The 26703-nt window shown below is 61.6% G+C and carries 24 protein-coding genes and 1 pseudogene; 14 read left to right on the forward strand and 11 right to left on the reverse strand.

Annotation, left to right across the window (positions count from 1 at the left end; genetic code table 11):
- The first annotated feature begins 29 nt into the window (after positions 1 to 29).
- Positions 30 to 455 carry a BBE domain-containing protein gene (locus G3N97_RS05900; protein WP_205992363.1) on the forward strand — a complete coding sequence of 142 codons (426 nt, stop codon included), beginning with the start codon at positions 30 to 32 and terminating at the stop codon, positions 453 to 455.
- 81 nt (positions 456 to 536) lie between these two features.
- Here the strand turns inward: G3N97_RS05900 and G3N97_RS05905 are convergent, their stop codons facing one another.
- The 3 genes from G3N97_RS05905 to G3N97_RS05915 form a co-directional block, all read right to left on the reverse strand.
- A complete protein-coding gene (locus tag G3N97_RS05905) occupies positions 537 to 1046 on the reverse strand; it encodes a flavin reductase family protein (protein ID WP_205992364.1) in 510 nt (169 codons plus the stop codon).
- Between the two features lie 189 nt (positions 1047 to 1235).
- Positions 1236 to 2264, reverse strand: coding sequence for a methionine synthase (locus tag G3N97_RS05910; protein ID WP_205992365.1), 1029 nt, complete (start codon positions 2262 to 2264; stop codon positions 1236 to 1238).
- Positions 2265 to 2290: 26 nt separating this feature from the next.
- Positions 2291 to 3274, reverse strand: coding sequence for a DUF1852 domain-containing protein (locus G3N97_RS05915; RefSeq protein ID WP_205992366.1), 984 nt, complete (start codon positions 3272 to 3274; stop codon positions 2291 to 2293).
- A gap of 902 nt (positions 3275 to 4176) precedes the next feature.
- On the opposite strand from G3N97_RS05915, the gene G3N97_RS05920 reads away from it, so the two are divergent.
- A complete protein-coding gene (locus G3N97_RS05920) occupies positions 4177 to 5085 on the forward strand; it encodes a LysR family transcriptional regulator (protein ID WP_205992394.1) in 909 nt (302 codons plus the stop codon).
- Positions 5086 to 5468: 383 nt separating this feature from the next.
- Positions 5469 to 6851, forward strand: a complete 1383-nt coding sequence (locus tag G3N97_RS05925; RefSeq protein ID WP_205992367.1) for a Do family serine endopeptidase — start codon at positions 5469 to 5471, stop codon at positions 6849 to 6851.
- A gap of 115 nt (positions 6852 to 6966) precedes the next feature.
- Here the strand turns inward: G3N97_RS05925 and G3N97_RS05930 are convergent, their stop codons facing one another.
- The 5 genes from G3N97_RS05930 to G3N97_RS05950 form a co-directional block, all read right to left on the reverse strand.
- Positions 6967 to 7821, reverse strand: coding sequence for an IclR family transcriptional regulator (locus tag G3N97_RS05930; RefSeq protein ID WP_205992368.1), 855 nt, complete (start codon positions 7819 to 7821; stop codon positions 6967 to 6969).
- Between the two features lie 88 nt (positions 7822 to 7909).
- On the reverse strand, positions 7910 to 9334 hold the full coding sequence (locus G3N97_RS05935; protein ID WP_205992369.1) for an MFS transporter: 1425 nt from the start codon (positions 9332 to 9334) through the stop codon (positions 7910 to 7912).
- Positions 9335 to 9439: 105 nt separating this feature from the next.
- Positions 9440 to 10273, reverse strand: a complete 834-nt coding sequence (locus G3N97_RS05940) for a TIM barrel protein (protein ID WP_205992370.1) — start codon at positions 10271 to 10273, stop codon at positions 9440 to 9442.
- A 58-nt stretch (positions 10274 to 10331) separates the two neighbouring features.
- Positions 10332 to 10943, reverse strand: a complete 612-nt coding sequence (locus G3N97_RS05945) for an NIPSNAP family protein (RefSeq protein ID WP_205992371.1) — start codon at positions 10941 to 10943, stop codon at positions 10332 to 10334.
- Positions 10930 to 12702 (reverse strand): FAD-dependent oxidoreductase, encoded by a 1773-nt coding sequence (locus G3N97_RS05950; RefSeq protein ID WP_205992372.1) that lies wholly within the window; start codon positions 12700 to 12702, stop codon positions 10930 to 10932. Before G3N97_RS05950 ends, G3N97_RS05945 begins: the two co-directional genes overlap by 14 nt.
- A gap of 155 nt (positions 12703 to 12857) precedes the next feature.
- Here G3N97_RS05950 and G3N97_RS05955 point away from each other — a divergent pair, with 155 nt between their 5' ends.
- Positions 12858 to 13772, forward strand: coding sequence for an NAD(P)-dependent oxidoreductase (locus G3N97_RS05955; RefSeq protein ID WP_205992373.1), 915 nt, complete (start codon positions 12858 to 12860; stop codon positions 13770 to 13772).
- A 5-nt stretch (positions 13773 to 13777) separates the two neighbouring features.
- Here the strand turns inward: G3N97_RS05955 and G3N97_RS05960 are convergent, their stop codons facing one another.
- Complete coding sequence (locus tag G3N97_RS05960) at positions 13778 to 14830, reverse strand: Gfo/Idh/MocA family oxidoreductase (protein ID WP_205992374.1); 1053 nt, start codon at positions 14828 to 14830, stop codon at positions 13778 to 13780.
- A gap of 223 nt (positions 14831 to 15053) precedes the next feature.
- Here G3N97_RS05960 and G3N97_RS05965 point away from each other — a divergent pair, with 223 nt between their 5' ends.
- Together G3N97_RS05965 and G3N97_RS05970 are read left to right on the forward strand one after the other, a co-directional pair.
- Positions 15054 to 15914, forward strand: coding sequence for a ThiF family adenylyltransferase (locus tag G3N97_RS05965; RefSeq protein ID WP_205992375.1), 861 nt, complete (start codon positions 15054 to 15056; stop codon positions 15912 to 15914).
- Between the two features lie 132 nt (positions 15915 to 16046).
- A complete protein-coding gene (locus tag G3N97_RS05970; protein WP_205992376.1) occupies positions 16047 to 17831 on the forward strand; it encodes an FAD-dependent oxidoreductase in 1785 nt (594 codons plus the stop codon).
- Positions 17832 to 17861: 30 nt separating this feature from the next.
- On the opposite strand, the gene G3N97_RS05975 is transcribed toward G3N97_RS05970, so the two are convergent.
- Entirely contained in the window at positions 17862 to 19355 is a 1494-nt protein-coding gene (locus G3N97_RS05975; RefSeq protein ID WP_205992377.1) for an HD domain-containing phosphohydrolase, read from the reverse strand.
- A gap of 197 nt (positions 19356 to 19552) precedes the next feature.
- On the opposite strand from G3N97_RS05975, the gene G3N97_RS05980 reads away from it, so the two are divergent.
- The 5 genes and pseudogenes from G3N97_RS05980 (at position 19553) to G3N97_RS06000 (ending at position 23230) form a co-directional block, all read left to right on the forward strand.
- On the forward strand, positions 19553 to 20329 hold the full coding sequence (locus G3N97_RS05980) for an N-acyl homoserine lactonase family protein (protein WP_205992378.1): 777 nt from the start codon (positions 19553 to 19555) through the stop codon (positions 20327 to 20329).
- 166 nt (positions 20330 to 20495) lie between these two features.
- On the forward strand, positions 20496 to 21086 hold the full coding sequence (locus G3N97_RS05985; RefSeq protein ID WP_205992379.1) for a cytochrome b/b6 domain-containing protein: 591 nt from the start codon (positions 20496 to 20498) through the stop codon (positions 21084 to 21086).
- A 2-nt stretch (positions 21087 to 21088) separates the two neighbouring features.
- Positions 21089 to 21861: pseudogene (locus tag G3N97_RS05990) on the forward strand (molybdopterin-dependent oxidoreductase).
- A 49-nt stretch (positions 21862 to 21910) separates the two neighbouring features.
- Positions 21911 to 22525, forward strand: a complete 615-nt coding sequence (locus G3N97_RS05995) for a hypothetical protein (protein ID WP_205992380.1) — start codon at positions 21911 to 21913, stop codon at positions 22523 to 22525.
- Between the two features lie 18 nt (positions 22526 to 22543).
- A complete protein-coding gene (locus G3N97_RS06000; protein ID WP_205992381.1) occupies positions 22544 to 23230 on the forward strand; it encodes a chorismate mutase in 687 nt (228 codons plus the stop codon).
- A gap of 50 nt (positions 23231 to 23280) precedes the next feature.
- On the opposite strand, the gene G3N97_RS06005 is transcribed toward G3N97_RS06000, so the two are convergent.
- Positions 23281 to 24036, reverse strand: a complete 756-nt coding sequence (locus tag G3N97_RS06005) for an SGNH/GDSL hydrolase family protein (RefSeq protein ID WP_241030414.1) — start codon at positions 24034 to 24036, stop codon at positions 23281 to 23283.
- Positions 24037 to 24223: 187 nt separating this feature from the next.
- On the opposite strand from G3N97_RS06005, the gene G3N97_RS06010 reads away from it, so the two are divergent.
- From G3N97_RS06010 to G3N97_RS06020, 3 genes are all read left to right on the forward strand, one after another.
- Positions 24224 to 24802: a cytochrome b gene (locus G3N97_RS06010; protein WP_205992382.1), complete on the forward strand. Its 579-nt coding sequence runs from the start codon at positions 24224 to 24226 to the stop codon at positions 24800 to 24802.
- A gap of 124 nt (positions 24803 to 24926) precedes the next feature.
- Positions 24927 to 25505, forward strand: a complete 579-nt coding sequence (locus tag G3N97_RS06015) for a TetR family transcriptional regulator C-terminal domain-containing protein (protein WP_205992383.1) — start codon at positions 24927 to 24929, stop codon at positions 25503 to 25505.
- Positions 25506 to 25572: 67 nt separating this feature from the next.
- Entirely contained in the window at positions 25573 to 26685 is a 1113-nt protein-coding gene (locus G3N97_RS06020; RefSeq protein WP_205992384.1) for an alkene reductase, read from the forward strand.
- Positions 26686 to 26703 lie beyond the last annotated feature (18 nt).

The following is a 26703-nucleotide window of genomic DNA, read 5'->3' on the forward strand; positions in this document are numbered from 1 at the left end:
CGTGTCGGTAAGCGTGAGATCGGTGCGCAATGGCTGCCCGCAATGCTACTCGAACCTGCGCAACGCGGTCGACTCGTCGCGTCGAAGCGCTCATCGAGGCGGCTTGCTTTCAGGCTGCGGAGTTGCCTGTCAACAAAGGACTCGCGGGTGCGCTTTTCGATGTGAACGAGCAGGCGCGTTGGTGCGCCATGAACCCCAACATTGCCGACGCTTTTGCGTTAATGATCGTGGCGAAAGCGGCGTCAGTGCTAAAGGCATTGTCGCCAGAGAGCGGTGCCTATGTTTCGGAAACTGACTTCTTTCGTGGCGATTGGCGCGAAGCTTTCTGGGGAGCGAATTATGCCCGACTGAAAGCCATCAAGAACCGGTACGACCCTGAGGGATTCTTTTTCGTCCATCACGGAGTCGGCAGCGAGGACTGGAGCGAGGACGGCTTCACGCCAGTGCGATCGTGATGTTCGCGATGTCTGCGCATTGCGAGTATTGGGCGCGCGTCGTTCGAAGTGACGAAAACGATTGATGTTGCAGACGCGCGCTCAAACCGCACTATGCGCGGCAATGTTGCGATATTGACCTTTGAAATACAGCAATGGCTGCGTCGTAGCACCTTGCTGCAGGTTTAGCGCTTTTACTTCACCAATGACGATCAGGTGATCCCCCGCGGCGTGTTCGGCGTAAATCTCGCAATCGAGCCAATGAAGACTGCCGGCAATAATCGGATTACCCAGCGGCGATTCCTGCCATTCGACTCCGTGCCACTTGTCCGTGCCGCGTCGAGCAAACTGATTCGAAATCGCGACTTGCTCGTCGGACAGGATATTGACTGCGAACCGGCCTGCCTGGCGGATTTTCGGGAAGCTGGCCGAACTGGACATGACGCTGAATGACACCAGCGGCGGGCTCATCGACACGCTATAGAACGACTGGCACGTGAAGCCAATCGGCTCGTCGTCGATATGCGAGGTAATCACCGTGATACCGGATGCGTAGTGCCCGAGCGCTTCGCGAAAGTGCAAAGGCTCGATCGCATTACCAGGGAATGACATAGTAGGTTTGGGGAACTGGATGCAGTTCGAAAACGTCAAGGAAGGGATAAAGCAGGTCGATCATGCCGGCTGACATCGGCCTTGCCGATGTTGAAAGCGACCAGTCGGCCAAAACCGATCTGATCGCCCACTCAATGCCTGGCGTTTGGCTGCCGCGAGCAAGTCACGACGGCCAATTCTGCCGCGAAATCAGCCCGCGAGTTCTGCTCGGACGATTTCCGCGCCCGCACTCAAAGCTTCCAGCTTGCCCTTCGCAATTGCACGAGACAACGGAGCCATGCCGCAATTGGTGCAAGGATAGAGCTTGTCGGCATCAACAAACTTGAGCGCTTTTCGCAGGGTATTCGCAACTTCTTCGGGCGTTTCAACGGTATTGCTCGCCACGTCAATCGCGCCCACCATTACTTTCTTGCCGCGAATCAGCTCGATCAGTTCCATCGGAACGTGAGAGTTGTGGCATTCCAGCGAAACCATGCCGATGCTGGACTTTTGCAGCTTCGGAAACGCCTCTTCATACTGCCGCCACTCCGAACCCAGCGTCTTCTTCCAGTCCGTATTGGCTTTGATGCCATAGCCGTAGCAGATATGGACGGCCGTTTCGCACTTCAGCCCTTCGATGGCGCGTTCCAGCGTGGCCACACCCCACTCGTTCACCTCATCAAAGAACACGTTGAATGCGGGCTCGTCGAACTGAATGATATCGACCCCGGCCGCTTCCAGTTCCCTCGCTTCCTGATTCAGGATTTTGGCAAATTCCCAAGCCAGCTTTTCACGGCTTTTATAGTGATCGTCATAGAGCGTATCGATCATCGTCATCGGGCCGGGAAGCGCCCATTTGATGGGCTGCTTCGTTTGCTGACGCAAGAACTTCGCATCTTCGACAAAGACCGGCTTTTTACGAGCAACCGCATCGACGACCGTCGGCACGCTTGCGTCATAGCGATCACGAATTCTGACCGTCTTGCGGTTCTCGAAGTCGACGCCGTCCAGATGTTCGATAAACGTGGTGACGAAATGCTGACGCGTTTGTTCGCCGTCGCTGACGATATCGATACCTGCGTGCTGTTGCTCTTGCAGCGACAGAAGCAGCGCATCCTGCTTGCCCTCGATCAGTCCCGCATCCTGCAATTTCCACGGCGACCAGAGCTTCTCCGGTTCGGCGAGCCAGGAGGGTTTCGGCAAGCTGCCGGCAGTAGAAGTGGGAAGCAATTTTTTCACAATAGATGACCTGGCGTTTGGGTTAGTCAAAGAGCGTAGTTAGCAGACCACTGCTCAAGAACAGCCTGATAGGGTTTGATAAACTGCTCTTCAACAAACCTTCCCTGCTCAATAGCCAGCCGGCTACGTTCTTCCCGGTCGTAGACAATGCGCGTCAACGAAAAATCTTCGTGCTTCAGGCTCGGCTGATACGATTTTCCAGCCGCTGAATTCGCGTTGTAAATCTCCGGGCGGTAAATCTTCTGAAAGGTGTCCATCGTGCTGATGGTCGCGATCAGCTCCAGATTGGTGTAATCGCCGAGCAGATCGCCGGAGAAATAAAACGCCAGAGGCGCAGCGCTGTTCGGCGGCATGAAATAGCGAACCTTCAGCCCCATCTTTTTGAAATAGTCGTCAGTCAGCGAATATTCATCCTGTTCGTATTCAACGCCCAATACAGGATGCTGATTTTCCGTCCGACGATAGGTCTTGCTGCTCGAAACACTGAGGCAGATGACGGGCTGCTTCTTGAAGTTCTGCTTGTAAGTGCTTGAATTCACGAAGCACTTAAACAGCTTCCCATGCAGGTCGCCAAAATTATCCGGCGTGCTGAATTGGGGCTGATCCTTGTTATGCTCCAGCAGGAGGACGCTAAAGTCGTAGTCCCGCACGTACGACGAGAAGTTATTCCCCGCAATGCCCTCAATGCGCTCACCAGTCTTTTGATCGACAATATTCGTCTTCAAAATTTCGATCAAAGGAAGCGCATTACCGTTGCCTTCGCCATTGATATTCATTTCGACCGAAATGATTTCGAGCTTGACGGTATAGCGATCGCCATTAGGGTTGTCCCAATGCGCCAGCGCATTGAAACGATTGTCGATCATTCGGAAGGTATTGCGCAGATTTTTCTGGCGGCTCGTACCTCTAGCGAGGTTGGCAAAATTGGTCGTGATTCGCGTATTGTCCGCAGGGTGATAGTCTTCGTCGAAACAAATGCTTTTAATAGCAAATGTGAAATCTTTACTCATTTGATCTGCCGCCCTAGATTCTGATAAAAGCCTGCGCTTACTGCTTGCATTTTCGAAATTTTATGCTAGGCGATTGATGAATAAAAGTGAATTTATTTCATACAACCATTAGCCGTTTTCATGGATGACACGCGTGCGGCGAGCCGGGCCAAGACCTTCTCCGCCTTCTCTAACAAGGGCGTTCTCTGCTTCCAGAATGGGACGACGTCGGCGCTCGGCCGCGCAAAAAGCGCGGCGGCGAAGTCACCGAACCAGGGATAGCTTGGCTCGCGCCGGACCGAATCCAACGGTGAAATTGCCAGGAGAGGAAATACGAGAAGCAGGCAGGGAGAGAGAGCGACAAACGGAATCGTCGTCGCCGTAGGACTTTATATCAGTTGGATGCGCTCCCGACGCATCGTCCGCTATCGTGCCTGAGGAAGTATCGCTTTCCGGATGCGCGCAAAAAGCGCCGCGTCCGCATCGCATGCTTCGGCCTGTATTGGCGCGTGTCGCGGCGAATCCGGCCATGTATCGGCGAGCACACCGTGTGCGCGGGAACTTGCGGCCCACGCTTCAACAATGCCGGACACCGCCGGCCGGTCATGCTCAAGCAGATAAGCGACGACGAGTCGGCCAATCTCTTCGTAAAGCGGCCAGCATTCTTCCGCGTCCGACTCCAGCACATTCATGAGCCGCCCGATTTCGCCCGTATCGCCTGTCGTCATTTTGCTGCTCTGTGTATAAAGGCCACGGAAAGCGCGCCATTCAGGCACACGCGCGGCTTTCGCGAGCCTGTGCGCCGCCATCCAGTGAACAGTTCAGAAGTGGCAGCGATAATAAGGCTTATCGTCAATGAAGAAAAATGGCATTATTTCATCTGTCCATTAGTTTTCTTCATTCTTTCCGGCTTATCCATTTCCATGCTCGAGCGCGTTCATCTCGTCATCGTCCGCGAAGTGGCCCGTCAGGGCTCACTCACCGCCGCCGCGGAATCGCTGTTTCTCACGCAATCGGCGTTGAGCCACACGGTCAAAAAGATCGAGCAGCAACTCGGCACTCCGATCTGGCACCGCGAGGGGCGCAGTCTGCGCCCGACGCAGGCCGGCCAGTATCTGCTTTCGCTCGCCGAACGGCTTCTGCCCCAGTTCGAACTCGCCGAGGCGCGCATGAAGCAGTACGCGGCGGGCGAGCGCGGCACTTTGCGCATCGGCATGGAATGCGCGCCGTGCTACCAGTGGCTGCTCAAGGTCGTCTCGCCATATCTGGCGCGCTTTCCCGACGTGGATGTGGATGTGAAGCAGCGCTTCCAGTTTGGCGGCATCGGTGCGCTGATCGGTTACGACATCGACGTGCTGGTGACGCCCGACCCGCTCAACCGCCCCGGTCTGCGTTTCGAGCCGGTGTTCGACTACGAGCAGGTGCTGGTGGTCGCGGAAAATCATCGGTTGGCTGGCGAGCGCTACGTCAAGCCGGAACAGCTGATCGACGAAACGCTCATTACGTATCCCGTGGAAACCGACCGGCTCGACATCTATAACCAGTTTCTGCGCCCCGCCGGCATCATTCCGCGGCGGCACAAAACGATCGAGACGACGGACATCATGCTGCAGATGGTCGCGAGCCACCGTGGCGTTGCAGCGCTCCCCAAATGGCTCGCGGAAGAATACGCGGACCGCATGCCGCTCGCGATCGTGAAGCTCGGCAAAAGCGGCATCGCCAAGCAGATTTTCCTGGGCACGCGCGACGGCGATGCCGTGGTGGATTATCTGAGTTCGTTCGTGGAATTCGCGCGTGAATCGAACTGGCAGGCGCCACGCGTTCGGCGATGAATGTCCGTCCGGATAAAGACACGCCATTCGTTTGCCATCAAAAGAGCGTACGTCCCTAATTTACTTTCCCCAATGACAGCATTGGGGAAGTTCCGCGATAGCTACGCCGCCGGTTGACATCGGCTGCCCGATATTAAATAGGTTGCAAACACAACCGATATCGACGCACAAACATCGCTTCATTTTGAATCGCTAGCGTGAGCTGATTCACTCAATTCCCTCGCGCAAAAAGCTTCGAACTATCAGCACCACCAACGCGCAGTTGCATACACAATCCCCCACTGCTCGAATTCGCGCAATCTCACGCGATCTTTAAGCTGCCTTTAAGTAGACGCCACTACATTACGCGTCGATCCAGTCATCCTCAGCAACACTCCCTGCCCATGATTCTCAGTAAACAACAGCGCAACAGCGTTGCGATCTGTGTCGTCCTCGCGCTCGGCGGCGCGTACGCCATTTTTCATCACAATGCCGACGCAGTCGTCAGTGACGTGCACGCCTCGAAAGTCAGCGCTTCCAGCTCGGCGGCGCCTGATTTTTCTTCCATCGTTTCGCGCTACGGCCCGGCGGTGGTGCATATCGGCGTCAAGGAAGCCGCGTCGATCGACGAGAACGGCCAGAGCAAAAGCGGTGGCGAAGCGCTCGGATCCGGCTTCATCATTAGTCAGGATGGCTACATACTCACCAACAACCACGTGGTCGACGGTGCGAGCAGCGTCAGCGTCAAGCTGACCGACGGCCGCGAATTCCCCGCGCGCGTAATCGGCAAGGACAAAACCACGGACGTTGCCGTTGTCAAAATCGACGCGACGAATCTGCCGACGGTGAAGATCGGAAACCCGGACAACAGCAAGGTCGGCGAATGGGTCGTGGCGATCGGCTCGCCGTATGGCTTCGACAGCACGGTGACCTCGGGCATCATCAGCGCGAAATCACGCTCGTTCTCCGACGACAGCCCAATTCCATTTATCCAAACCGACGTGCCAGTGAATCCCGGCAACTCGGGCGGCCCGCTGTTCAATCTGAACGGCGAAGTCATCGGCATCAACTCGATGATCTACTCGCGCACGGGCGGCTTCCAGGGCCTGTCGTTCGCGATTCCGATCGACGCCGCCATGCATGTGAAAGACCAACTCGTCAGCACCGGCCACGTCACGCGCGGCCGTATCGGCGTGGGCGTGCAACCGCTCGGCGCGGATAAGGCGAAGGCTCTTGGGCTCGATTCGAATGGCGGCGCGCTGGTGGGCTCGGTCGATCCCAACGGGCCTGCCCAGGCAGCCGGCCTGCGTACAGGCGACGTGATCGTCAGCGTCAACGGCAAGCACATTGGCAGCCCGACGGAATTGATCAGCCAGATCGCGCAGCTTTCGCCGGGCAGCAACGCGACGATCGGCGTCTGGCGCAGCGGTGCCGAGCGCGCGTTGCCGGTGACTATCGGCGCTCAGCAACCGACGGAGCGCGCGGAGACTGCGCCGAGCGAGCAGTCCCAGCAGCAGAACCACCCTCGTCTGGGCGTTGCCGTCAGACCGCTGAGCGACGACGAGCGGCAGCAAGCGGAGTTGCCGGGCGGAGTGATGGTGCAGCAGGCGAGCGGGCCGGCCGCTGAAGCCGGCATTCGAGCCGGCGACATCATCGTCGCGGTGGACGGCGAACTGGTCCGTAGCGTCGAGCAACTGCGCGACATGATCGCTCAGGCCGACGGCAGCGTTTCTGTTACGGTGGTGCGCGACGGCGAACAGGCGTCGGTCGAGGTGCCGCTGGGCTGATTAACAGGAGGCAGCGGCTCGCCAGCGTAGTGTGCGGCTTCGATTGGACCGCAGCGAGCGGATGATCTGTTGGGCAATCGTGCAGCGATTATCTATCGCCGCCACTCCCGTCCACTCACTTCGCAGCCACTCGCCCACGCCCTTTTCCACCACCCCGCGCCGGCTCGACTTCAACAGCCGCCACAGCCTTAGGCTTGAAATACTGCGAGCTCAGCGTCGCCGCGCCCATATCCGAAGCCGCCTCCAGCAAGAAAGGCGCGAGTTCCTTGAGCCGCGCCTCCGGCATACGACTGCTCGGACCAGCCAGACTGACGATCCCGACCACTTCATTCGTCACCGGATTACGCACCGCCGCCGCAATCGACGTCATACCGGTCTCGTAGGTTTCGATCGCAACGCCATAACCTCGCTGACGCGCACCGTTGAGGTCCTTCAAAAACTGCTGGATGGTTTTCGGCGCGCGCGGCGCGTTCTGCGCTTTCGGCCCGAGGCCACCCTGCTTCGACACCAGTTCGATCGCACGTTCGTCGGTCAGCGTGGCAAGCCAGGCCTGGCCGCTCGCGGTGCAGTGCAGCGGCGGGTTGCTGCCCATGTCCGGGTCGTAGCGCAGGCCCGACTTCGCCCCCTGGGCTTTGCCGACGAACGTGATGTTATCGCCCTCGACCACCCCGAGACGCGCCAGTTCGCCCGACGCTTCCGCGAGCCGGTCGAGCACCGGCTGCGAGATATCGAACACGCCGCTCGTCGACAGGTAGATCAACGCCAGCGAGACCAGCTTCATGGCCAGTATGTACTCGCCATGCTCCTCGTCCTGGCGCACGAAGCCCTCTTCGATCAGCATGGCCAGAAGGCGGTGCGTGCCGCTGCGGGGAATGTCCAGCGTATCCGCGATAGTCGCCAGCGTCATGCGGCCGCCGTTCCGGGCCAACAGTTCGAGTACGCCGAGCGCACGCTCAAGATTCCCAGCCATGTCGATTTCTCATTTGTATTCGCGATTTTGAAATGAGAACACAATTCCATACTGGAATTCAAGCTGATTCACGCGAGCGTGCCCTCGGTCAATGGCCCGCGCCCACGCTTACGGGCGTGAAAGCGCCGCGCTGGCGCGCGCCCTTGAGCAACACGGCCAGCCCGCCCACCGTCGCGGGCACCGCCAGCGCGGTGAAAACCGCGCCGAAGCTCCAGTTCGCATGCAGCATGGCCGCGCCGACCATCGCGCCGGCGATCCCGCCGAAGCGCCCCACGCCGAGCATCCAGCTGGTGCCCGTCGCGCGCATTTCCGTCGGGTACGAGCCGGCGGCGAGCGCGCAGAAGCCGGTGTTCGAGCCGTTCATGCAGTAACCCATGCCGAACGCGAGCACGCAGATAATGCTCAAAGAATGCGCCGACGTGCCCATATAGCAGGCCAGTATGCCGCCCGCGAGCACGGTCGCGCCGAGCGCCCGATGCGGATTGAAGCGATCCATCTGCCAGCCGATCAGGACCGATCCCACCGTGCCGCCCGCCTGGAACAGCGCGCCCACCACCGCCGCTTCGCCGAGCGAGAATCCCAGCCCGCGAATCAGCGTCGGCAGCCAGTTGCCGAGCAGATACACCGTCAGCAGACCCGCGAAATAGCAGATCCACAGCATCACGGTGCCGAAGGCGTATTCGCGCGACAGGATCGCACGCACGGGGCTGCGCGGCGTCTGCACCGGCTCGTGCGAGACGAAGCGCGTATCCGCATTCGCCGAACCGGGCTTCAGACGATTGAGCACGCTCACGAGGCGCGCGCGGCGGCTTGTTTTGAGCGCCAGATAACGCGCCGATTCGGGCAGCCATTTGATGAGCACCGGCACGAACAGCACGGGCAGCACACCGCCCAGCATCAACACCGACGGCCAACCCCATTGCGTGATGAGCCACGCGCTCACGAAGCCGCCGCCCGCCGCGCCGAACGTGAAGCCGCAGAACACCGCTGTCACCATCAGCGCGCGACGGCGCGGCGGCGCGTACTCGGCCATGAGCGTCGCGGCATTGGGCATGGATGCGCCCAGGCCGATGCCCGTGAGAAAGCGCAGGATGGCGAGCGAAGGCACATTGAACGCGAACGCCGACGCCAGGCTCCACACGCCGAAAAACAGCACGGCGACGGTCATCACCGTCTTGCGGCCGAATCGATCCGAAAGCGGCCCCGCACCCAGCGCGCCACATGCCAGCCCGAGCAGGCCGCCGCTCATCACCGGACCGAGGGCGTCGCGCGGAATCGCCCAGGCACTGGACAGCGACGGCGCGATAAATCCGATCATCACCGTATCGAGCCCATCGAGCATCACGATCATCATGCACAACAGCAGGACGAGCCACTGGAAGCGCCCGACTGGCTGCTCGTCGAGAAACTGCTGGACGTCGAGAACCTGAGCGTTCGCTAACGCCGCACGCCGCGAGGCTGCATCGGCTGAATCCGCTGCATCGGTGGACGCGGCCGTTTGAGAAGATTGCATCGTTGTCTCCGTGTCATTTCTTCTTTTTGTGTCGATTGAATGGCGAGCCCGGACGGTGTGTGCTTTTCGCAATTCTTTATGCCTGTCCGGGCCGCCTGTTGCACTTCAAACTGTCTCGCGCGCCTCCTTCAGCACCGCAAGCGTCGCCTCGCGCAAACGCCGCGCGCGATCCAAGGCGCGCGTTGTCTTCGCCCACTGTTCCGTCGGCACTTCGACGCTCACGGGCAAACCGTCCGGCAACGCACGCAGCAGTCCCACGAGGTCGAGGCCGCCCTCGCCGGGAATCATCCGTTCGCAGCGTGCCTGGAACAGCAAGGTGTCGAGATCGGCCGGCCGTGCCGCCGGTGCATCGCAGAACTGCACATAGCCGAAATATTCGCGCGGGAGCGCACGCAGGTCGTGGAGCGACGACGCCGCGCGATCGAAGTGAATCGGGTCGATGATGAGGCCGGTGTTGCGCCGCCTGCTCGCCTTCACGATGCGCGCGCCCGCTCCAATGTCCTTCACGTCGGTCCACGGCATCGGCTCCAGCGAAGGCGAAAGACCGAGCGGCGCGGCGAGATCGCAAAGCTGCGCGAGGCGGTCGACGGTGCGCGCTTCGTCGGGATCGTTGCCCGCCACCAGCACGTAGCGCGCGCCAAGTTCCGCCGCCGTTTCGAGCATCGGCTTGTACCGGTTCGCATCGGTGTCGGGCTTCAGACGCAGAATCTCGACGTCGAGCACGCGCACGCCCGTATCCTTGAGCACGGCCAGCGTTTCGCGTTTGAGCGCCGTATCGCCGACGATCTCGTGGCGCACCTCGTGATCCGTCGCAGGCAACAATCGCAGGCCAACGTAGTCGTAGCCCGCATCGGCGGCGCACTGCACCATCTGCGGCGGATTCAGTTCGAGCACGGTCAGCGCAGAAAGCGACAACTCGCGCGGTTGTGGCTCAATCATGATGTCTCCTTTTTTGTTGCGCGCACAACGTTATGCTGTGCGCGCATTCGCGTCTGATTCAGCGCAGCGGCGAGAACGGCGCGGGAACGCAGATGGTCGATTCCATCGTCGTGAGATGCGCCGGTCCGCCCTTCGGCGGCCAGATGCCGTCTTTCACCGCTTCGGCACGAATGCGCGAGCGTTCATCGACACTCGCATACGGCCAGATGTTCAGAAAACGCGGTACATTGCCGTCGAGCGAATACATCGCGCCGACCAGCGGCGAACGTTGCGCGCGCTCAGGCACGGCGCGCTCCCATGCGTCGATGGTGTGCTGCAGGCTGCCGAGCTTCGTGCCGTACACGCGCATCTCGTAGATGCCGCCGTGCGCGGCGGGCTCGATCGGCGGCAGGAACGGGAACAGCGCATAGCTTTCGGTCTTCACGTCATTGACGAATTCGCCCACGCCGAAGGGATTGCCTTCGAGCAGCAGGCGCTTGCGCTCGGCCACGAGTGCGGCCTCCGATTCGTATCCGCGCAGCACCAGCACCTGACCGAGCGTGCCGATATCCGAATACCAGCAGCCGAGCAGCTTGCCGCCCTGCGGATCGCCGCTGGCCTTGATGCCTTCGAAAACCTGCGCATTGGTGCCGATTTTCACGGTGAGCGTGACGAGGTCATACAGTGTCATTGCAGTGTCCTTGAGGATGAAGAGTGTTGAATGCGGGCGCCGATGCGCGCGCGACGCCTGTTTGCGTCGCGCCGAGAGCGCGTCCCGCGAGATAGCCAAAGGTCATGGCCGGCCCGAGCGTGATGCCGCCGCTCGGATAACAGCCGCCCATCATGCTGGCGCTGTCGTTGCCCACCGCATAGAGGCCGTCGATGACGCGGCCCGTGCGGTCGAGCGCGCGCGCCTGTGCATCTGTCGCCAGACCGGCGAACGTGCCGAGACTGCCAGGCAGCAGTTTCACCGCGTAAAACGGGCCGTTTTCGATGGGCGCGAGACATGGGTTCGGTTGATGTCCGGCATCGCCCTGCACGCGGTTATAGGGCGTCGATCCTTTATGAAACTGCGGATCGAAGCCGCCCTTTGCATACTGGTTGCAGGTCGAGACCGTGTCGGCCAGCGCCGCGGGATCGATGCCGCATTGCGCGGCCAGTTGTTCGAGCGTCGCGGCGCATTGCAGATAGCCACTGCGCCGATAAGGGCCGGTCGGAAACGGAAACGGCTTCGAAAAACCCAGCCCGTAGCGGCGCTGAAAGCGGTGATCGCAGATCAGCCACGCGCATACCGCCTCGCCGGGCGGCGTCGTATCGATCAACGCGCCAATGAAATCGTGATACGACGACGCTTCGTTCACGAATCGACGGCCCGAGCGCGTGACGGCGATCACGCCTGGCTTCGCGCGCTCGATCAGATGCGGAAACGCGACGTCTTTCACGCCTTCGTGTTCGGGCACGATCGATACGGGCGCCCATGCTGCGGGCGCTTCGAGATCGCCATCGAAATGCGCGCCGACCGATTCGCCGAGGCGAATGCCGTCGCCGGTATTGCAGCCCGGCGCAGCCGACCAGTGATCGCGGCCCGACGGCGTATAAGCGAAGGTTTGCGCGCGACGTTCGATATCGTGCGGATAACCGCCGCACGCGAGCACGACGCCGCGCGCCGCGCGCACGTCATGCACGACGCCGTCGATCTCGACGCGCGCGCCGATCACACGCGACGCGTCGCGCAGCAGACCGATTGCTTTCGCGCGAGTGCGCAAATCCACGTCGAGATCGGCCGCCGATTTCAGCAGCCGCGCCGCGAGCGCGTTGCCGTTCACCAGATGCATCGAACGCCCATAACGCAGCATGTGCCAGCCGAATGCCGCGAAACGACGGCCTGCATAAAACGCCGAACGCAACGAGCGCGTCGCGCGATAGAAGTGCGCGAGATCCTGGCCCGAACCCAGCGCCATGCCCTTGATCGTCGTGACAGAAAGCGGCTTGCGCAGCCGGTCGATCAGCGCGCCGAGTTCGCGCCCGTCGAACGGCGCGGCACAGACCGAACGGCCACCGGTGCCCGCGCCCGGCGTGGTATGAAAATCGGGAATGCGGTTGCCGTCGATAAAACGCACAGCCGTATGGCGCTCGAAAAAGTCGATCATCGCGGGGCCGTGTTCGAGCAGCGCGTCGGCCTTGGCGGCATCGTACTGACCGCCCAGTTCGCTCTTCAGATAGGTGCGCGGCGCCTCGATGTCTTCGCGGATGCCGGCGCGCGTCGCCAGCGGATTGCGCGGAATCCACAACCAGCCGCCCGACCACGCGGTCGTGCCGCCGAACACCGCCTCCTTTTCCGCGACGATCACCCGCAAGCCCTGCGCCGCCGCCGTCACCGCCGCCGAGAGCCCGCCCGCGCCGGAACCCAGCACCAGCACGTCGCAATCGAGTTTCGGTTCTCGCTTCATGTTCGCTATGCCCTTCTTCCTGTGTCTCCAGAAACCGCCTCGCGCCGCTTCTGTGGAATTATTTTTCGTTGTGGAATACTATTCCACAAAATCAGGTTTGGCAAAGACTTTGTGACCTGACGGACGACAGGCAAAAACGACATGGAGACGAAACGATGCGGGTACTGATCACAGGCGGCAGCGGTTTTCTGGGGGCGTGGATCATGAAGCGGCTGCTCGCACGCGGCATGGAATGCGTGGCGTTTGACCTGCGCGCCAACGCGCGCCTGATCGAAGCGCTTAGCGCCGTTCACGCGGCGCGCGTGCAGTGGCGCACTGGCGACATCGCCAGCGCGGCGGACACTGCCAGCGCGCTCGACGGCTGCGACGCCGTCATTCACCTCGCGGGCGTCCTCACGCCGGACTGCGCCGCCAATCCGGTACGCGGTGCGCAGATCAATCTGATCGGCACGCTCAACGTATTCGAAGCGGCGCGTGCGGCAGGCGTGCGCCGCGTGCTGTACGCGAGCAGCGCGGGCGTGTTCGGCCCCGACGACGGCGCGACGCCGCTGCCGCAGACGCATTACGGCGCGTTCAAGCTGGCCTGCGAAGGCTCGGCGCGCGCGTATTGGCACGATCACGGAATCGCGAGTGTGGGCTTTCGGCCGCTCGTGGTCTACGGCGCGGGCCGCGAATCGGGTTCCAGCGCCGGCCCGAGCCTGGCGTGCCGCTCGGCCGCGCGCGGCGAGCGCTACACGATTCCGTTCAGCGGCGCGACCGGCCTCGTCTACGCCGACGATGTCGCCGCAGCCTACGAAGCCGCGCTCGTCCGCGAATTCGACGGCGCGCACGCCTTCACGCTGGCCGGCGACATCACGCCGGTCGGCACGCTGATCGACCAGATCGCGGCGATTGTGCCCGGCGCGCAGATCGATGCAAACGGGCCGCCGCTGCCGATTGCGACCGCGTTCCCCCACGATCCCGCGCTTGCGCGTCTGCTGCCTGGTCTGCCCCACACTTCGCTGGAACACGGTTTGCGCGAGACTGTGGCGTTCTATCGACAGACACGCCACAGTCTTCAGTCATCCTGATTATGTTACTGGTCGTGCGCCTGAAGCGAAGGCGCGACCGGCCCACGCAGCGACGCCGCGCGATGCACCGCCAGCGTCGCGGCGAGCGTACGCGCGGCATCATCGGCGGAGCAAACAGGTGCTTCTTCGCGCGCAATGACCGCTGCGAAGTGGCGCAATTGCTCGTGATACGGATCGCCCGCGTGCGGCGTGCTGCGCTCCACGGTCAGCGGCTCGTGCCAGCCCTTGCCGCTGCGGTATTCCCACATGTCCAGCTGCGGCAGCGTCAACGACGCCTCGGTGCCGATCAGGAAATGCGTGTTCTCCTGCTGACGCGGATAATGCACCGCCTCGCCCGCCGCGAGATCCCAGTTCCATGGCGCGGCTGCCGTATCGGAAACCACCAGTGTGCCCAGCGCGCCGCTCTCGAAGCGCAACAGCACTGCCGCCGTGTCCTCCACCGCGAAGCCGCGCACGCTGTTCGACGTCTGCGCCTGAACCTCGACGACTTCGCCCAGCAGGAACCGCATGATGTCGATGTCGTGAATCAGGTTGATGAGCACAGGACCGCCGCCCGCTTCGCGCCGCCACTGCACGTCGAAATACGCATCGGGTTTGTAGAAAATGGCGAGCGCATTGGCCGCCACCGGCTTGCCCAGCCGACCGGCGCGCACGATCTCGCGCGCGCGGCGCAGGATCGGATTATGTCGGCGGTGATGGCCGACCAGCAGCGGCACGTCTGCCGCGCGTGCGGCGCGATCGAGTTGCAGCGCCGCGTCGACATCGTCGGCAACCGGCTTTTCGATCAAGGCCGCGATGCCCCGCGCCACGCAGGCCAGCCCGACCTCGACGTGAGTCGCATTGGGCGTCGCGACGATCACACCTTCGGGGCGTATTTCGTCGAGCATCGCCTCATAACCGGCGAACCAGCGCAGGCCTTCGGCCTGAGCGAATTGCTGCGCGGCGGGCGACGGATCGGCAATCGCCGCGATCTGCACCTGCGGATGCAACCGCGCGCGCTCCACATGCATTCTGCCGATCGCCCCTGCGCCGATCACCGCCAGTTGTCTCCGTGCCATCGTCTGCCTCCTCCTTTGCTTCGGTTGAAAAATCGCGCTTCCGGAACGGCCGGGGGTGACTACCCCGATACGTCGAAATTTTCTTTAATTGTGGAATACTATTCCAATTCGAACTATAGTTCACTAAAACTTTCCAGCGCGGCGGTTCAAGTGGCTTCGCGCAGACAAAACAGCCCGGCATCCTGCACGACGATGCCGGCACACACCAGGAGATGAAGACAGCATGACTTCCACCACCATCACGCCCGCGCAGATCGTTGCGGACACACCGGTTTCGCTCGATGAGGGACTGAGCGGCGCGACGCGCATCTATTTCATCGTCGGCGATCCGATCGCTCAGGTGCGCTCGCCCAAAGGCGTGACGGCGGCACTGCGCGCAGCGGGTCGCGACGCGCTGGTCGTGCCGGCGCACGTGGCACCCGACGATCTCGCGGCGTTCTTCGCGGGCATCACGCCGATGCGTAACGTCGATGGCGTGATCATCACCGTGCCGCACAAGTTCAGCGCCGCCGGATTCTGCGCGAGCCTGGCCGAAGAAGCTGCGTTTCTCGGCGCGGCCAACACGCTGCGCCGTAGCGCCGACGGCGGCTGGCACGGCGGCATGTTCGACGGCACCGGTTTCGTCGCCGCGCTCGCCGACGCAGGCTGCAATCTGAACGGCAAGCGCGCCTTGCTGGTGGGTGCAGGCGGCGCGGGATCGGCCATCGCTCAGGCGCTCGTGAATGCAGGCGTCGCCTCGCTCGATCTCCGCGACAACGACAGCGCGCGCGTCGACGCGCTCGTCGGACGGCTCGCGGCGCTTGGGCGAGGCACCGTTCGCGCCGCCAGCGGCGACGTGAAGGCGGAAGCGTTCGACGTGGTCGTGAACGCCTCGCCGATGGGCATGCGCCCCGAAGATCCGCTGCCGATCGACGTTTCGCGTCTGCCCGCGACGACCTTCGTCGGCGATGTGGTCACCGCGCCTCCGCTCACGCCCTTTATCGAAGCGGCGCGCGCGCGCGGCTGCAAAACCGTCACGGGTACGCAGATGTTCGCGCGCGTGTGCGATCGCATGGTCGAGTTCCTGCTCGACGACGCGGCGTGACGTGACGCGGCGTGACGTCACTGCGCACGCCGGGATCGATTCACGAAACACCATTGCACAAGCACTAAAAGCATCGCTCGCCGCGCCAGTCACCAGCCGGGTGCGGCGAAACACAATGAAGGAGACACGAACATGGGCGCGGCCAGACAAGCGGCTTCGAATGAGGATTGGGACGAGGAAGTCGATCTGCTGATATTCGGCGCAGGCGCGGCAGGCATGACGGCAGCGATCGTCGCCGACCACGAAAAACTGAAGGTGCTGCTCTGCGAAAAAACCGGCATGGTGGGCGGCATCACGTCCACGTCGGGCGGCACCACCTGGGTGCCCGGCACCGCGCTGAGCGCTCAGGCCGGCGTGCCCGATAGCGTCGACGATGCACGGCGCTTCCTGGCTTCGGTCGTCGGCGCACGCGGCGGCGATGCCGCGCGCGAAGCCTTTTTGCAGAGCGGTCCGCAAGCCATCGACGAACTGGCCCGCATCAGCGAAGTGCAGTTCGTCGCCGCCACCGCTCATCCCGACTACGTGAGCGGTCCAGGCGCAGCGTTTGGCGGACGGGCGCTCGTGCCCGCACCGTTCGACGCGCGCGTGCTCGGCCGCGCCTTCGCGCGCGTGCGCCCGCCGCGCAAGGAATTCATGGGGCTCGGCGGCATGATGGTCGCGCGCAGCGATCTGAGCGCCCTGCTCGCGCCATTTGCGTCGCTGCCAAACTTCAAGCGGACGATGGCCGTCGTCGGCCGCTATGCGCTCGACCGCCTGCGTTATCCGCGCGGCACGCAGCTCGTCATGGGCAATGCACTCGCCGCGCGGCTTTACTACAGCCTGTGCAAACGCGGCGTCGAAGTGCGCTTCGATACGCCGCTAGTCGAACTCGTCCGTGAAAATGGCCGCGTAACCGGCGCAATCGTAACGACACCGGACGGCAGCCGCAAACGCATCGGCGCGCGGCGCGGCGTGGTGCTCGCGACGGGCGGCATCACGCGGCATCCGACACTGCGCAAGCAGCTCTTTCCAGCCGCTGCTCGCGGACTCTCGCTCGCGCCGCTCACGCATACGGGCGATGGCGTGGACCGCGCCCAGCGCGTCGGCGCGCGCGTGGAAGACGGTGGCGACAGTCCCGGCCTGTGGATGCCCTGCTCGATCCAGCGCGCACGCAACGGCAATCCCGAGGACGACCGCATATGGCCGCACATCATCCTCGACCGCGCGAAGCCGGGGCTCATTGCCGTCAACGATCATGGTGAGCGCTTCGTCAACGAAGCGGATTCCTATCACGACTTCGTGATGGGCATGCTGCGCGATGCAAAGCAACGCGGTAGCGCGACGGCGCGTGCGCATCTGATCGTCGACGCAGACTTCATTCATGAATACGGCCTTGGATTGCTGATGCCGGGCCGCAGCGCCAGCCGCATCGCCGCGTTCGAGCGCGCAGGTTATCTGGTGAAGGGCAACACGCTGGCCGAACTCGCGGCGAAACTCGGCGTCGATGCAGCGGGCCTCGCGCGCACGGTCGACAGTTTCAACCGTGACGCCGCCAATGGCGAGGATCCGGCATTCGGCCGCGGTACGAGTCCGATGAACCGCTTTAACGGCGACGCACAGCAACAGCCGAATCCCTGCATCCGGCCGATGGGCCGCGGACCGTATTACGCCGTGACGGTGCAGCCCGCCGATCTTGCGTGCAGTGCGGGCTTAAGCGGCAACGCGAATGGCGAAGTGCTCGACGAAGCGGGCCACGTTATTGCGGGCCTGTTTGCCTGTGGCAACGATCTCGCGTCGATTTTTCGCGGCACGTATCCGGGGCCGGGGACAACGCTTGGTCCGGCGATTGTTTTCGGCTGGCGCATTGCCCGATACGTTGCACGCGAGGCTGCGTTGGACAACGCTCGGGAAACCGCCGCAGTACAGGTGTGTGCCTGAAGCGCGACTCGCGAAGTATGCGCATTCCGATTAGAGCAGGCCCATCGCCGATGCTTTTAGCGTGGCCGCCGCGCGCGTCGAACATTCGAGTTTGCGGAAGATGTTTTCCACATGAGTCCGCACCGTACTCGGACTCAACGTCAACTCGCGCGCGGCTTCCTTATTGCTTGCACCGAGAGAGATCGCGCGCAGAACCTCGATTTCGCGCACGGTTAAATGCGCATTGTGCTGCGTGGCTTTCACCGGGCTGGCCGAAAATCTTGCGAAGGCCTGGCCTTCGGCGAGCAACGCATTGACGGCTTCGCTGCACAACCGACCGTTGGCCGCCTCGTCACGCAATTGTTGGGCGGCTTCATCGGCGGCGAACTCGGCACGCCACGGACGCCGCGAGCGCAACGCGACCCACGCCACCGAGGCCGCCAGCACGCGCGCCTCGAGCGTCAACGCGGCGCCGCTCAGACCACGAAAATAGCCCGAACCATCCAGCCGCTCATACGCGTATGAAGCAAGCTCGGCGGCCTGGGCGAGCGCGCCTGTTTGCTTGCCAGCCCGCGCGGTCCAGTACGGCACCAGCCGCACTTTTTCCCACGCGCTCGCGGGCAAAGACGTGTCCTGATTCCAGATGCTGTTCGGCACCGCGGCGCGTCCGATGCCGTGCAGCAAACCAGCACGATAGACGCGCGCCTGCGCCGCGTCGTCCTCGGTCAGCCGCGCGCAACACGCCGCCGCGGTTGCCGCAACACGGCGCGAGAAGCCGGTCATCCACGGAAGTTTCAGATCGACGACATCGGCAATCAATTCCGCCGACGACGCCTGCAACATGGCAGGCGTTGACAACGCGCGATCGAAATCGACATCGCGCAAGCTCTCGATTTCCTGCAGCCAGGCAGGCGCATGTGATACGGCGATATCGACAAGACGAGCCGGATAACGCACGTCGGCGCGCAGCTTGATCAGTGCAATGGCGCGCTCGACACCGTACACACGGCCAAACGCCTCCACATCACCGGCGAGCGCAACCACGTAGACCGGCGTCGGCACCGCATCACGCGCGAGCGCACCGGGCGTGCCACTGCCGTCCCACGCTTCGAAGATGTGGCGCAGCGTGTCTTCGGTCGGGCCGGCGAGCCCGAGCAAACGCGCGACTTCGCCCGACACCTCGCAATGAATTTGCGCGAGCGGCATGAGCACAGCGGCGGGACCGCCAAGCGCGACGAGCGGTTCGATCCAGCCCGGCTGGTTTTCGACCATCTTCGCGCGGATCGCGATGTCGTCGCCGAACACCTCGGCGAATCCCGCCGCGTTACCCGTGCAACCAGACCATCGCAGCAGCGAAGCTTCGCGAACCGTTGCGCTTTCGCGCGCTTCCAGACCGGCCGCCTCTGCGAGACGCGCGGCAATCCAGCCGGTACGCGACGAATGGTCGGTTGGCTGCCCCATGCTCAGATCGCCAATGAAAGCGAGCGCCTTTACCGAATCGAATACGCGTATAGGCGCCTGGCTTTCCTGGTCATCGATCGTCATTGGGAAAAATAAACGCTGATAAATGCATGTTGATAACTATATACGCAACAGATCTGGCTGTGCGTATCGGTCATTCGACCGATACCGTCGCCGCGTCTTCGCCGTGATGATTTCCCACCGTCACGCCCTCCGCGACTGTGCTGGCGTCGAAGCAATGTCAGATGCGGGCTCGCATCGAGGGATAAGGAACGATCAACATGCAGGAAAGCGTGGAAAAAATCTGCATCCTGGACGGCGGGCTGACTCGGGTCGAGGACGGATCGATCTATTCGCCAGGCGTGAACGTCGGTGTGCCGACAACGCTGAGTTGCAACGCCTATCTGATTCGTCACAAAGACAAATGGCTGCTCTGGGACAGCGGCACGCCCGACGCGTTCTACGCCGAGCCTGGCGGAAAAATCATGACGCACGGTGTGCGCGCCATGGTGGTCCGTACGATCGCGGCACAATTCGACATGATCGGCCTCTCCCCTGACGACGTCGACATCATTATGTTTTCGCATGCGCACTACGATCATGTCGGCAATTCGAGGCTGTTCAGAAACGCCAAATGGTTCGTTCAGCAGCACGAATACGAGGCGATGTTCGGCGCACAAGCGCATAGCTTCGGCTATTTCCCGGAGTTCTATTCGACCATGCGCGATAACGAGGTCGAACTCCTGCAAGGCGATTGCGATCTCTTCGACGACGGAGCCGTGCGCCTGATCCACACGCCCGGCATGACTCCAGGCCATTGCTCTCTATTCGTTCGACTGCCGCGTACGGGTCCGATCATTCTTGGTGGAGATGTCGCGCACAATTGCCGCGATCTCCAATATCGCCGAGTCCCGTCATTCAGCAACGATCGTGACGCCGCGATCGAATCGATGCGCAAGATCGAGGAATTGGCCCGTCAAGAAGGCGCCACAATCTGGATCAATCACGACACCATGCAAAGCGGAACGTTACCGCACGCACCTGCGTGGCTTTATTGAAAGCGCCCTCACCGTACAGCCGCTTTGCTGCGTTATCGGTCATTTGACCGATAACGCTCTACGTCTCCCGATGCGATATTTGCCAGCACCAGGACGCCCGAATCCCGTCGATCCAACGCGAGGCGCACGTTCCACTTTCCTTATCGTCGACAGCGAGGTTGTCTCGATGCATACACCAATACATCCCGCGTGGGTCCGCATTTTCCACTGGGTCAACGCTGTCGCCATCATCGTCATGTGTTTGAGTGGCTGGCAAGTGTATGAGGCGTCGCCCATTTTCAGCGCGATTCGATTTCCCAGTGCCATCACGCTGGGTGGATGGCTGGGCGGCGCATTGCTTTGGCATTTCGCGTTTATGTGGATATTGGTCACGAACTTCGGCGCTTACCTCGTCGTGAGTCTTGGCACAGGCCGCCTGCGTGAAAAATTCTTTCCGCTCAATCTTCGTGCTGTGGCCACCGACCTCGTTGCGGCACTCCGCGGCAAGCTCAGTCATGGCGATCCTGGCCAATACAACGCCGTGCAGAAGCTGGCTTATGTCGTCGTGATTGCCGACATCGTGCTGGCGGTGCTGTCTGGTCTGGCTGTCTGGAAGCCGGTGCAGTTGCCGCTCCTGTGCGCGACGATGGGCGGTTTCGATCGTGCGCGCGTCGTCCATTTCCTCGCAATGAGTATCCTGGTCGGCTTCTTTGCGATCCATGTCGCCATGGTAGCGCTGGTTCCGCGTTCCCTGCTCACCATGATCCGGGGACGCTAACCATGACTTCGCCAAAACCCATACAGCGACTCGATGGCGAATCGATCATCAAGGACGCAAGAAAAGAACTTCAATCGTCTTCACGACGCCTGTTTGGCAGACGAATTCTGACTTTGGGCGGACTCGCCTTGTTGTCGGGTTGCGATCTGAAGACCGATGAATCGGTCAATACGATGTTACGCAGAATGTCTTCATTCAACGATCGCGCGCAGGCGCTCCTGTTCGATCCGAACACACTGGCCCCGACTTATCCGGAATCGATGATTACGCGGCCATTTCCGTTCAATGCTTTCTATGACATCGACGAAGTTCCGGAAGTCGACAGACGGACTTATCGGCTGGAACTCAGCGGCCTCGTGAAAGGCAAACGCATCTGGTCGCTCGACGAATTGCATGCGATGCCGCAGCAGAGCCAGATTACGCGGCATATCTGCTTGAAGGCTGGAGCGCGATAGGCAAATGGGGCGGCGTGCGGTTTTCCGATTTTCTCTTGCGCGCCGGCGCGGATACGACCGCGAAATATGTCGCGCTGCATTGTGCGGATAACTATTGGACCAGCATCGATATGCCGACGGCGCTGCATTCTCAAACGCTGCTCACGCTGACTTACGACGGCGACACGCTGCCCGCGAAGTATGGCTTTCCCATGAAGCTTCGCATTCCCACGAAGCTCGGCTACAAAAACCCGAAGCACATCGTCGCCATTAGCGTCGGCAACGAATTTCCCGGTGGCTATTGGGAAAACCAGGGCTACAACTGGTTCGATGGATCCTGAACCGCCATTCGCAGATTTCTTCTCAACCCAACCCGCTCTCGGAGCCATGATGTCCACTCATTTCAAACTTGCCATTTCCTTGGTCACATTCACGCTCGCCGGTGCGGCATTCGCAGGATCGCCCGCCGATAAACCCCAACGCATTCGCGGCGAGATCGTGTCGTTCTCCGGCAACTCGCTCAAAGTGCATCGGCGCAGCGGCGACACCGTAACCATCGATGTACCGGAGTCGGCCGGTGTCAACGCCGTGAAGGCGATCCAGCTCGCCGATATCAAACCTGGTTCGTATGTCGGCGCGGCTGCGATGCCTGGACCCGATGGCAAATTGACGGCCAAGGAAGTGCTGGTCTTCCCCGAAGCCGCGCGCGGTACGGGCGAAGGTCACTACGCGTGGGACCTCGGTGCGAACAGCACCATGACGAATGCCAACGTGGATACCGTCGTGCAAAGCACCAGCGGCCGCGATCTCACGCTCTCATACAAAGGCGGTTCGAACACGATCAACGTGCCGGCCAACGTGCCGGTCGTTACGCTGATCCCGGCGACACGCTCGGAATTGCTCGCGGGTAAGAAGGTCTTTGTCGTGGCGATTCCGAAGACGTCCGGCGCCTTTGACGGCAAATATGTCGTGGTCGAAAAGGACGGCGTCGCCCCGCCGATGTAATACGCCACGCAATATGCTGTGATCGCCGTGATTCTGGCGGCCGATCACGGCCGCGCTGAGACCCGTGGATCAATTCGCGATGTTCACCGTTTATCACTCTGCATCAGGTTTCAAACCATGCTGAAGTTTTGTTTTTATAGATCACGTTTTCTCATTACACCGCTTGCCGCTGCGCTTCAGTTCTCGGCCTTTCCGTCCGAAGCGGCACAGGCAAACAACCCGCCGTTGATTGCACTGATCGACATGACGGTTGCACGTCTGAATATCGCACGCCAGGTTGCGCTTTCGAAGTGGGATTCACATCAGCCGGTGGAAGATCTGCCGCGCGAAGCGGACGTGATCGCGGCAGCCGGTGAAGAAGCGCGGGCAGCTGGCCTGCCGGAGCATTTCGCCAGGCAGTTTTTTGCGGATCAGATTGAAGCCAACAAGCTCGTGCAATACGGTTTGATGGCGCAATGGCATTGCGCGGCGCAAGCGCCCGACGACAAACGCCTCGACCTGAAAAAAGATATTCGCCCGATGTTGGACGGCATACAGAGCGGCTTTATCAACGCGCTGGTCGACATGAAAGCATGGCGTGCGCGTGCCGATTGCAGCGCCCAGTTGGCGCAAGCGACGCAAGCGTATATCCAGTCGCACGATCAAGATCCCTTATATGCCGTCGCGCTGGATCGCGCGCTCGCGCGCGTCTGTGCGCAAGGTTGACGAGTGGAATTCGACTTCGCGCGCGCGATCATTCATCGACGCGTCCGTCTTTACGTCGATGGTTTCCTGGTGACGTGCGCCCAATTGGCGATCCTCTCCGCTAGGTGGATCGCCCAGTCGCGATACGCCAATCGTCCGGGATGAAACCCGTCGTCGGCGAGCGCTTCACTGCCGGTCGGCAGCGTGGGGCGCACCAGTTCGCAACCGGACCATTGATCGATCACGCTGGCGAGGCGCGTATTGAAGCGCCGCGCGCGCATTCCCAAAATCGCGCGCAACGGTTGCGCGAGCGCGGTGAATCGCTCCATCGGCGGAACGCAGTTCACGATCACATGCTTCGCGCCGAAGCGTCGTTGCAGCAGCAACAGCAACGCTCGCTGCTGCGCGAGCCACGTGCCAGTGCGGACCGCACCGGTTACGTCATTCACGCCGAGCGAAAGCACCACGACGTCGAACATCTCCTCGGGTTCATGCTCGAGTCGTTTCAGCAAATCGTGCGTTGTATAGCCCGTTTGCGCAACCAGTTTCCAGCGCCAGTCGAATTCCGGCGTCAACGCAGATAACGCCGCCACGAGTTGCCCGGCCAACGCATCCTGCTGATGCGCCACGCCCACGCCTGCCGCTGCGGAATCTCCCGCGATCAACAGTTTGAGCACGGCGCCATTCGCGTTTCGCCCTTCGCTGCCCTCGCGCGCGCCGGACGGCTCAGGCAACTTCGGCGTCACCTTTCGCGTGTGGCGACCTTGCATCACAAGCAGGGGCGCCAATACGATCAGGACCATGCGCTCGATCCAGACGTTCATCATCGTGGTTTAAGGAAGTGGTGACACGGAATACGCAGATTGCCGATCGCTTGCAATCACTATTTGCCAATCTGACGATCGGCTATCAGCCGTACTGTAACGCGGGATAATAAAACACCGTTTAACGCGACACGTCCGGGCACAACGTTTTATGGCAGGCTTGCGCCACGCTCATTAAAACATCCCCGCCATGTCCCGAACATCGCTCTCGACGCCGCCCGCGACCGTCCTCGTCTACAGCGCGGCATTGCGCGTCCTTCATTGGCTGACGGCACTCTGCATGTTCGTGGTGATTCCGATTGCCTGGTATATGACGACGATGGATCGTCACGCGCCCTCTCACGGAGGCTGGGTCAATCTGCACAAATCGATCGGCCTGACTATCCTGCTGCTCACGCTGATTCGCGTCGTCACGCGTTTATCGCGGTCCGCGCCGCCGCTGCCCGATCGTATCCCCGCATTCGAGCAACGGCTCGCGAGCATTGGCCACGGCCTGCTGTATCTGATCCTCTTTGCGATGCCAATCAGCGGCTATCTCACGTCGTACGGCGGCGGTCATCTGGTCAACTGGTTCTGGCTCTTCACGCTGCCTTCCTTTATTCCGCAGGACAAACTGCTGGTGCATCTCGGCGCGACGATCCACTACTGGCTGGCCTACCTGTCCTATCTGCTGATAGCCGGCCATGTGCTGGCCGTGATCTATCACCAGCTCATTCAGCACGTCAATGTTCTGGGCCGCATGACCGGCAGGACGAGTGACCACACTTGAAAAGCGCCGCGAATTTCGTCGCCGACAACCGGGCAACTCCTCTGCCATGACAGCCCGATTCTCTCCCTGTTGACAATTCAAGACGACCGGTCATATTATGGAGGCAACACAGGAGTAACGATCGATGGCGCGTCCGAGCATGAAGCAGGAAATCATTGAAGCCGGTCTTCAGACCCTTCATTTATACGGATTCAACGGATCGGCGGTCGGCGACATCACGGGCGCGGCGGGCGTGCCGAAAGGCTCGTTCTACAACCACTTCGAGAGCAAGGACGCACTGGCCCTCGTCGCGCTGGACGCCTACTGGGAGCGCGGCGCGGACCGGATCGCCGTGCTCGCCGATGCCAGCATCGACCCCGTCGAGCGTCTACGCCACTATTTCGCCGCCCTCGCCGACTTCATCGCGGACAAGGATTTTCGCTACGGCTGCCTGATCGGCAATTTCAGCACGGAGCTGGCCGCGCACCATGAAGCGGTACGGAACCGCCTCACGTCGCTCTACGAAACGTGGACCCGTGCGATCGAAGCCTGCGTGCAGGACGCCATCGATGCCAAGCGCACGCCGCCTGCACTTTCCGCGCGTGAAATCGCGTCGTTCCTGCTGAATTCGTGGGAAGGCGCGGTCCTCCGCGCCAAAGTGCAGCAGGATCGCGGTCCGCTCGACGTGTTCGCCAGCGTTATCTTCACCACCCTGTTCAAATAACTCGCAAAAAGCCTTCGGGCTTTTTTTTGCAGACCATCTAAAACGACCGGTCATATTGGAGTTCGACATGAAACTGTTTGCGCCCTTCGCGTTGGGTCCGTTTCCTCTGAAGCATCGCGTCGTGATGCCGCCGCTCACGCGTATGCGGGCCGACGCCAATGGCGTCCCGTCGCCGTTGGCCGCGACCTACTACGGCCAACGGGCCAGCGAAGGCGGTCTGGTTATCGCCGAGGCCACGCAGATTTCACAGCAAGGCCAGGGCTATCCGCAGACGCCCGGCATCGCCACCGACGATCAGGTCGTCGCCTGGCAGCGCGTCACGCAGGCCGTGAAGGCACGCGGCGCGGTGATGTTTCTCCAGCTTTGGCACGTCGGCCGCATTTCCCATTCGTCGTTCCAGCGCAATGGCGCGCCGCCCGTCGCGCCGTCCGCCATCCCGCCCGCGGGCAACGCATTCACGAGCACGTTTGCGCGCGTGCCGTACGAAACGCCCCATGCGCTCGACGTGAGCGAAATCGCGGCGATCGTCGCGGACTTCCGCAAGGCCGCGGAGAACGCCAAAGCGGCGGGTTTCGACGGCGTGGAGATTCACGGCGCGAACGGCTATCTCCTTCAACAGTTTCTCGAAGACAAGACCAACCACCGCACGGACCGCTACGGCGGATCGATCGAGAATCGCGCGCGTCTGCTGTTCGAGGTCATCGATGCCGTTGCCGAAGTGTGGCCGCTCGATCGGATCGGGGTTCGCCTGTCCCCGTACTGCAACGTCGGTGACATTGCGGACAGCGATCCGCAAACGCTTTATCGCTACGTCATTGGCGAGCTGTCCGCCCGCGGCATCACCTATCTGCACCTGATCGAGTCGCAGACAAGCTGGGCATCCGCATCCGTGAGCACCGCGCAGCGCGAAACGCCGAAGTCGATCGCCGCACTTTTCCGCCCGTATTTCAAGGGCCCGTTGATCGCATCGGGCGGATTCACGCGCGAAAGCGCGGAGCGCACGCTCGTGGAAGGCCACGCGGATCTGATTGCGTTTGGCCGGCCGTTCATCGCGAACCCCGATCTGCCGGACCGTCTGAAACGTGGCGCGATCCTGAACGAAGCGGATCAAAAGACGTTCTACGGCGGCGCCGAACACGGCTACACCGACTATCCGGAATTCGCCGAAACCGCGCTTTAAGCGCACTTCCATAAGCCC

This window comes from Paraburkholderia sp. Ac-20347, assembly GCF_017104805.1.
Taxonomy (GTDB): Bacteria; Pseudomonadota; Gammaproteobacteria; order Burkholderiales; family Burkholderiaceae; genus Paraburkholderia; species Paraburkholderia tropica.

What these genes read in the sequence shown, in the direction of transcription:
- G3N97_RS05900 (WP_205992363.1), top strand. Translation starts at nt 30, where the DNA reads ATGGCTGCCCGCAATGCTACTCGAACCTGCGCAACGCGGTCGACTCGT.
- G3N97_RS05905 (WP_205992364.1), bottom strand. Translation starts at nt 1,046, where the DNA reads ATGTCATTCCCTGGTAATGCGATCGAGCCTTTGCACTTTCGCGAAGCG.
- G3N97_RS05915 (WP_205992366.1), bottom strand. Translation starts at nt 3,274, where the DNA reads ATGAGTAAAGATTTCACATTTGCTATTAAAAGCATTTGTTTCGACGAA.
- G3N97_RS05920 (WP_205992394.1), top strand. Translation starts at nt 4,177, where the DNA reads ATGCTCGAGCGCGTTCATCTCGTCATCGTCCGCGAAGTGGCCCGTCAG.
- G3N97_RS05925 (WP_205992367.1), top strand. Translation starts at nt 5,469, where the DNA reads ATGATTCTCAGTAAACAACAGCGCAACAGCGTTGCGATCTGTGTCGTC.
- G3N97_RS05930 (WP_205992368.1), bottom strand. Translation starts at nt 7,821, where the DNA reads ATGGCTGGGAATCTTGAGCGTGCGCTCGGCGTACTCGAACTGTTGGCC.
- G3N97_RS05935 (WP_205992369.1), bottom strand. Translation starts at nt 9,334, where the DNA reads ATGCAATCTTCTCAAACGGCCGCGTCCACCGATGCAGCGGATTCAGCC.
- G3N97_RS05940 (WP_205992370.1), bottom strand. Translation starts at nt 10,273, where the DNA reads ATGATTGAGCCACAACCGCGCGAGTTGTCGCTTTCTGCGCTGACCGTG.
- G3N97_RS05945 (WP_205992371.1), bottom strand. Translation starts at nt 10,943, where the DNA reads ATGACACTGTATGACCTCGTCACGCTCACCGTGAAAATCGGCACCAAT.
- G3N97_RS05950 (WP_205992372.1), bottom strand. Translation starts at nt 12,702, where the DNA reads ATGAAGCGAGAACCGAAACTCGATTGCGACGTGCTGGTGCTGGGTTCC.
- G3N97_RS05955 (WP_205992373.1), top strand. Translation starts at nt 12,858, where the DNA reads ATGCGGGTACTGATCACAGGCGGCAGCGGTTTTCTGGGGGCGTGGATC.
- G3N97_RS05960 (WP_205992374.1), bottom strand. Translation starts at nt 14,830, where the DNA reads ATGGCACGGAGACAACTGGCGGTGATCGGCGCAGGGGCGATCGGCAGA.
- G3N97_RS05965 (WP_205992375.1), top strand. Translation starts at nt 15,054, where the DNA reads ATGACTTCCACCACCATCACGCCCGCGCAGATCGTTGCGGACACACCG.
- G3N97_RS05970 (WP_205992376.1), top strand. Translation starts at nt 16,047, where the DNA reads ATGGGCGCGGCCAGACAAGCGGCTTCGAATGAGGATTGGGACGAGGAA.
- G3N97_RS05975 (WP_205992377.1), bottom strand. Translation starts at nt 19,355, where the DNA reads ATGACGATCGATGACCAGGAAAGCCAGGCGCCTATACGCGTATTCGAT.
- G3N97_RS05980 (WP_205992378.1), top strand. Translation starts at nt 19,553, where the DNA reads ATGCAGGAAAGCGTGGAAAAAATCTGCATCCTGGACGGCGGGCTGACT.
- G3N97_RS05985 (WP_205992379.1), top strand. Translation starts at nt 20,496, where the DNA reads ATGCATACACCAATACATCCCGCGTGGGTCCGCATTTTCCACTGGGTC.
- G3N97_RS05995 (WP_205992380.1), top strand. Translation starts at nt 21,911, where the DNA reads ATGTCCACTCATTTCAAACTTGCCATTTCCTTGGTCACATTCACGCTC.
- G3N97_RS06005 (WP_241030414.1), bottom strand. Translation starts at nt 24,036, where the DNA reads ATGATGAACGTCTGGATCGAGCGCATGGTCCTGATCGTATTGGCGCCC.
- G3N97_RS06010 (WP_205992382.1), top strand. Translation starts at nt 24,224, where the DNA reads ATGTCCCGAACATCGCTCTCGACGCCGCCCGCGACCGTCCTCGTCTAC.
- G3N97_RS06015 (WP_205992383.1), top strand. Translation starts at nt 24,927, where the DNA reads ATGGCGCGTCCGAGCATGAAGCAGGAAATCATTGAAGCCGGTCTTCAG.
- G3N97_RS06020 (WP_205992384.1), top strand. Translation starts at nt 25,573, where the DNA reads ATGAAACTGTTTGCGCCCTTCGCGTTGGGTCCGTTTCCTCTGAAGCAT.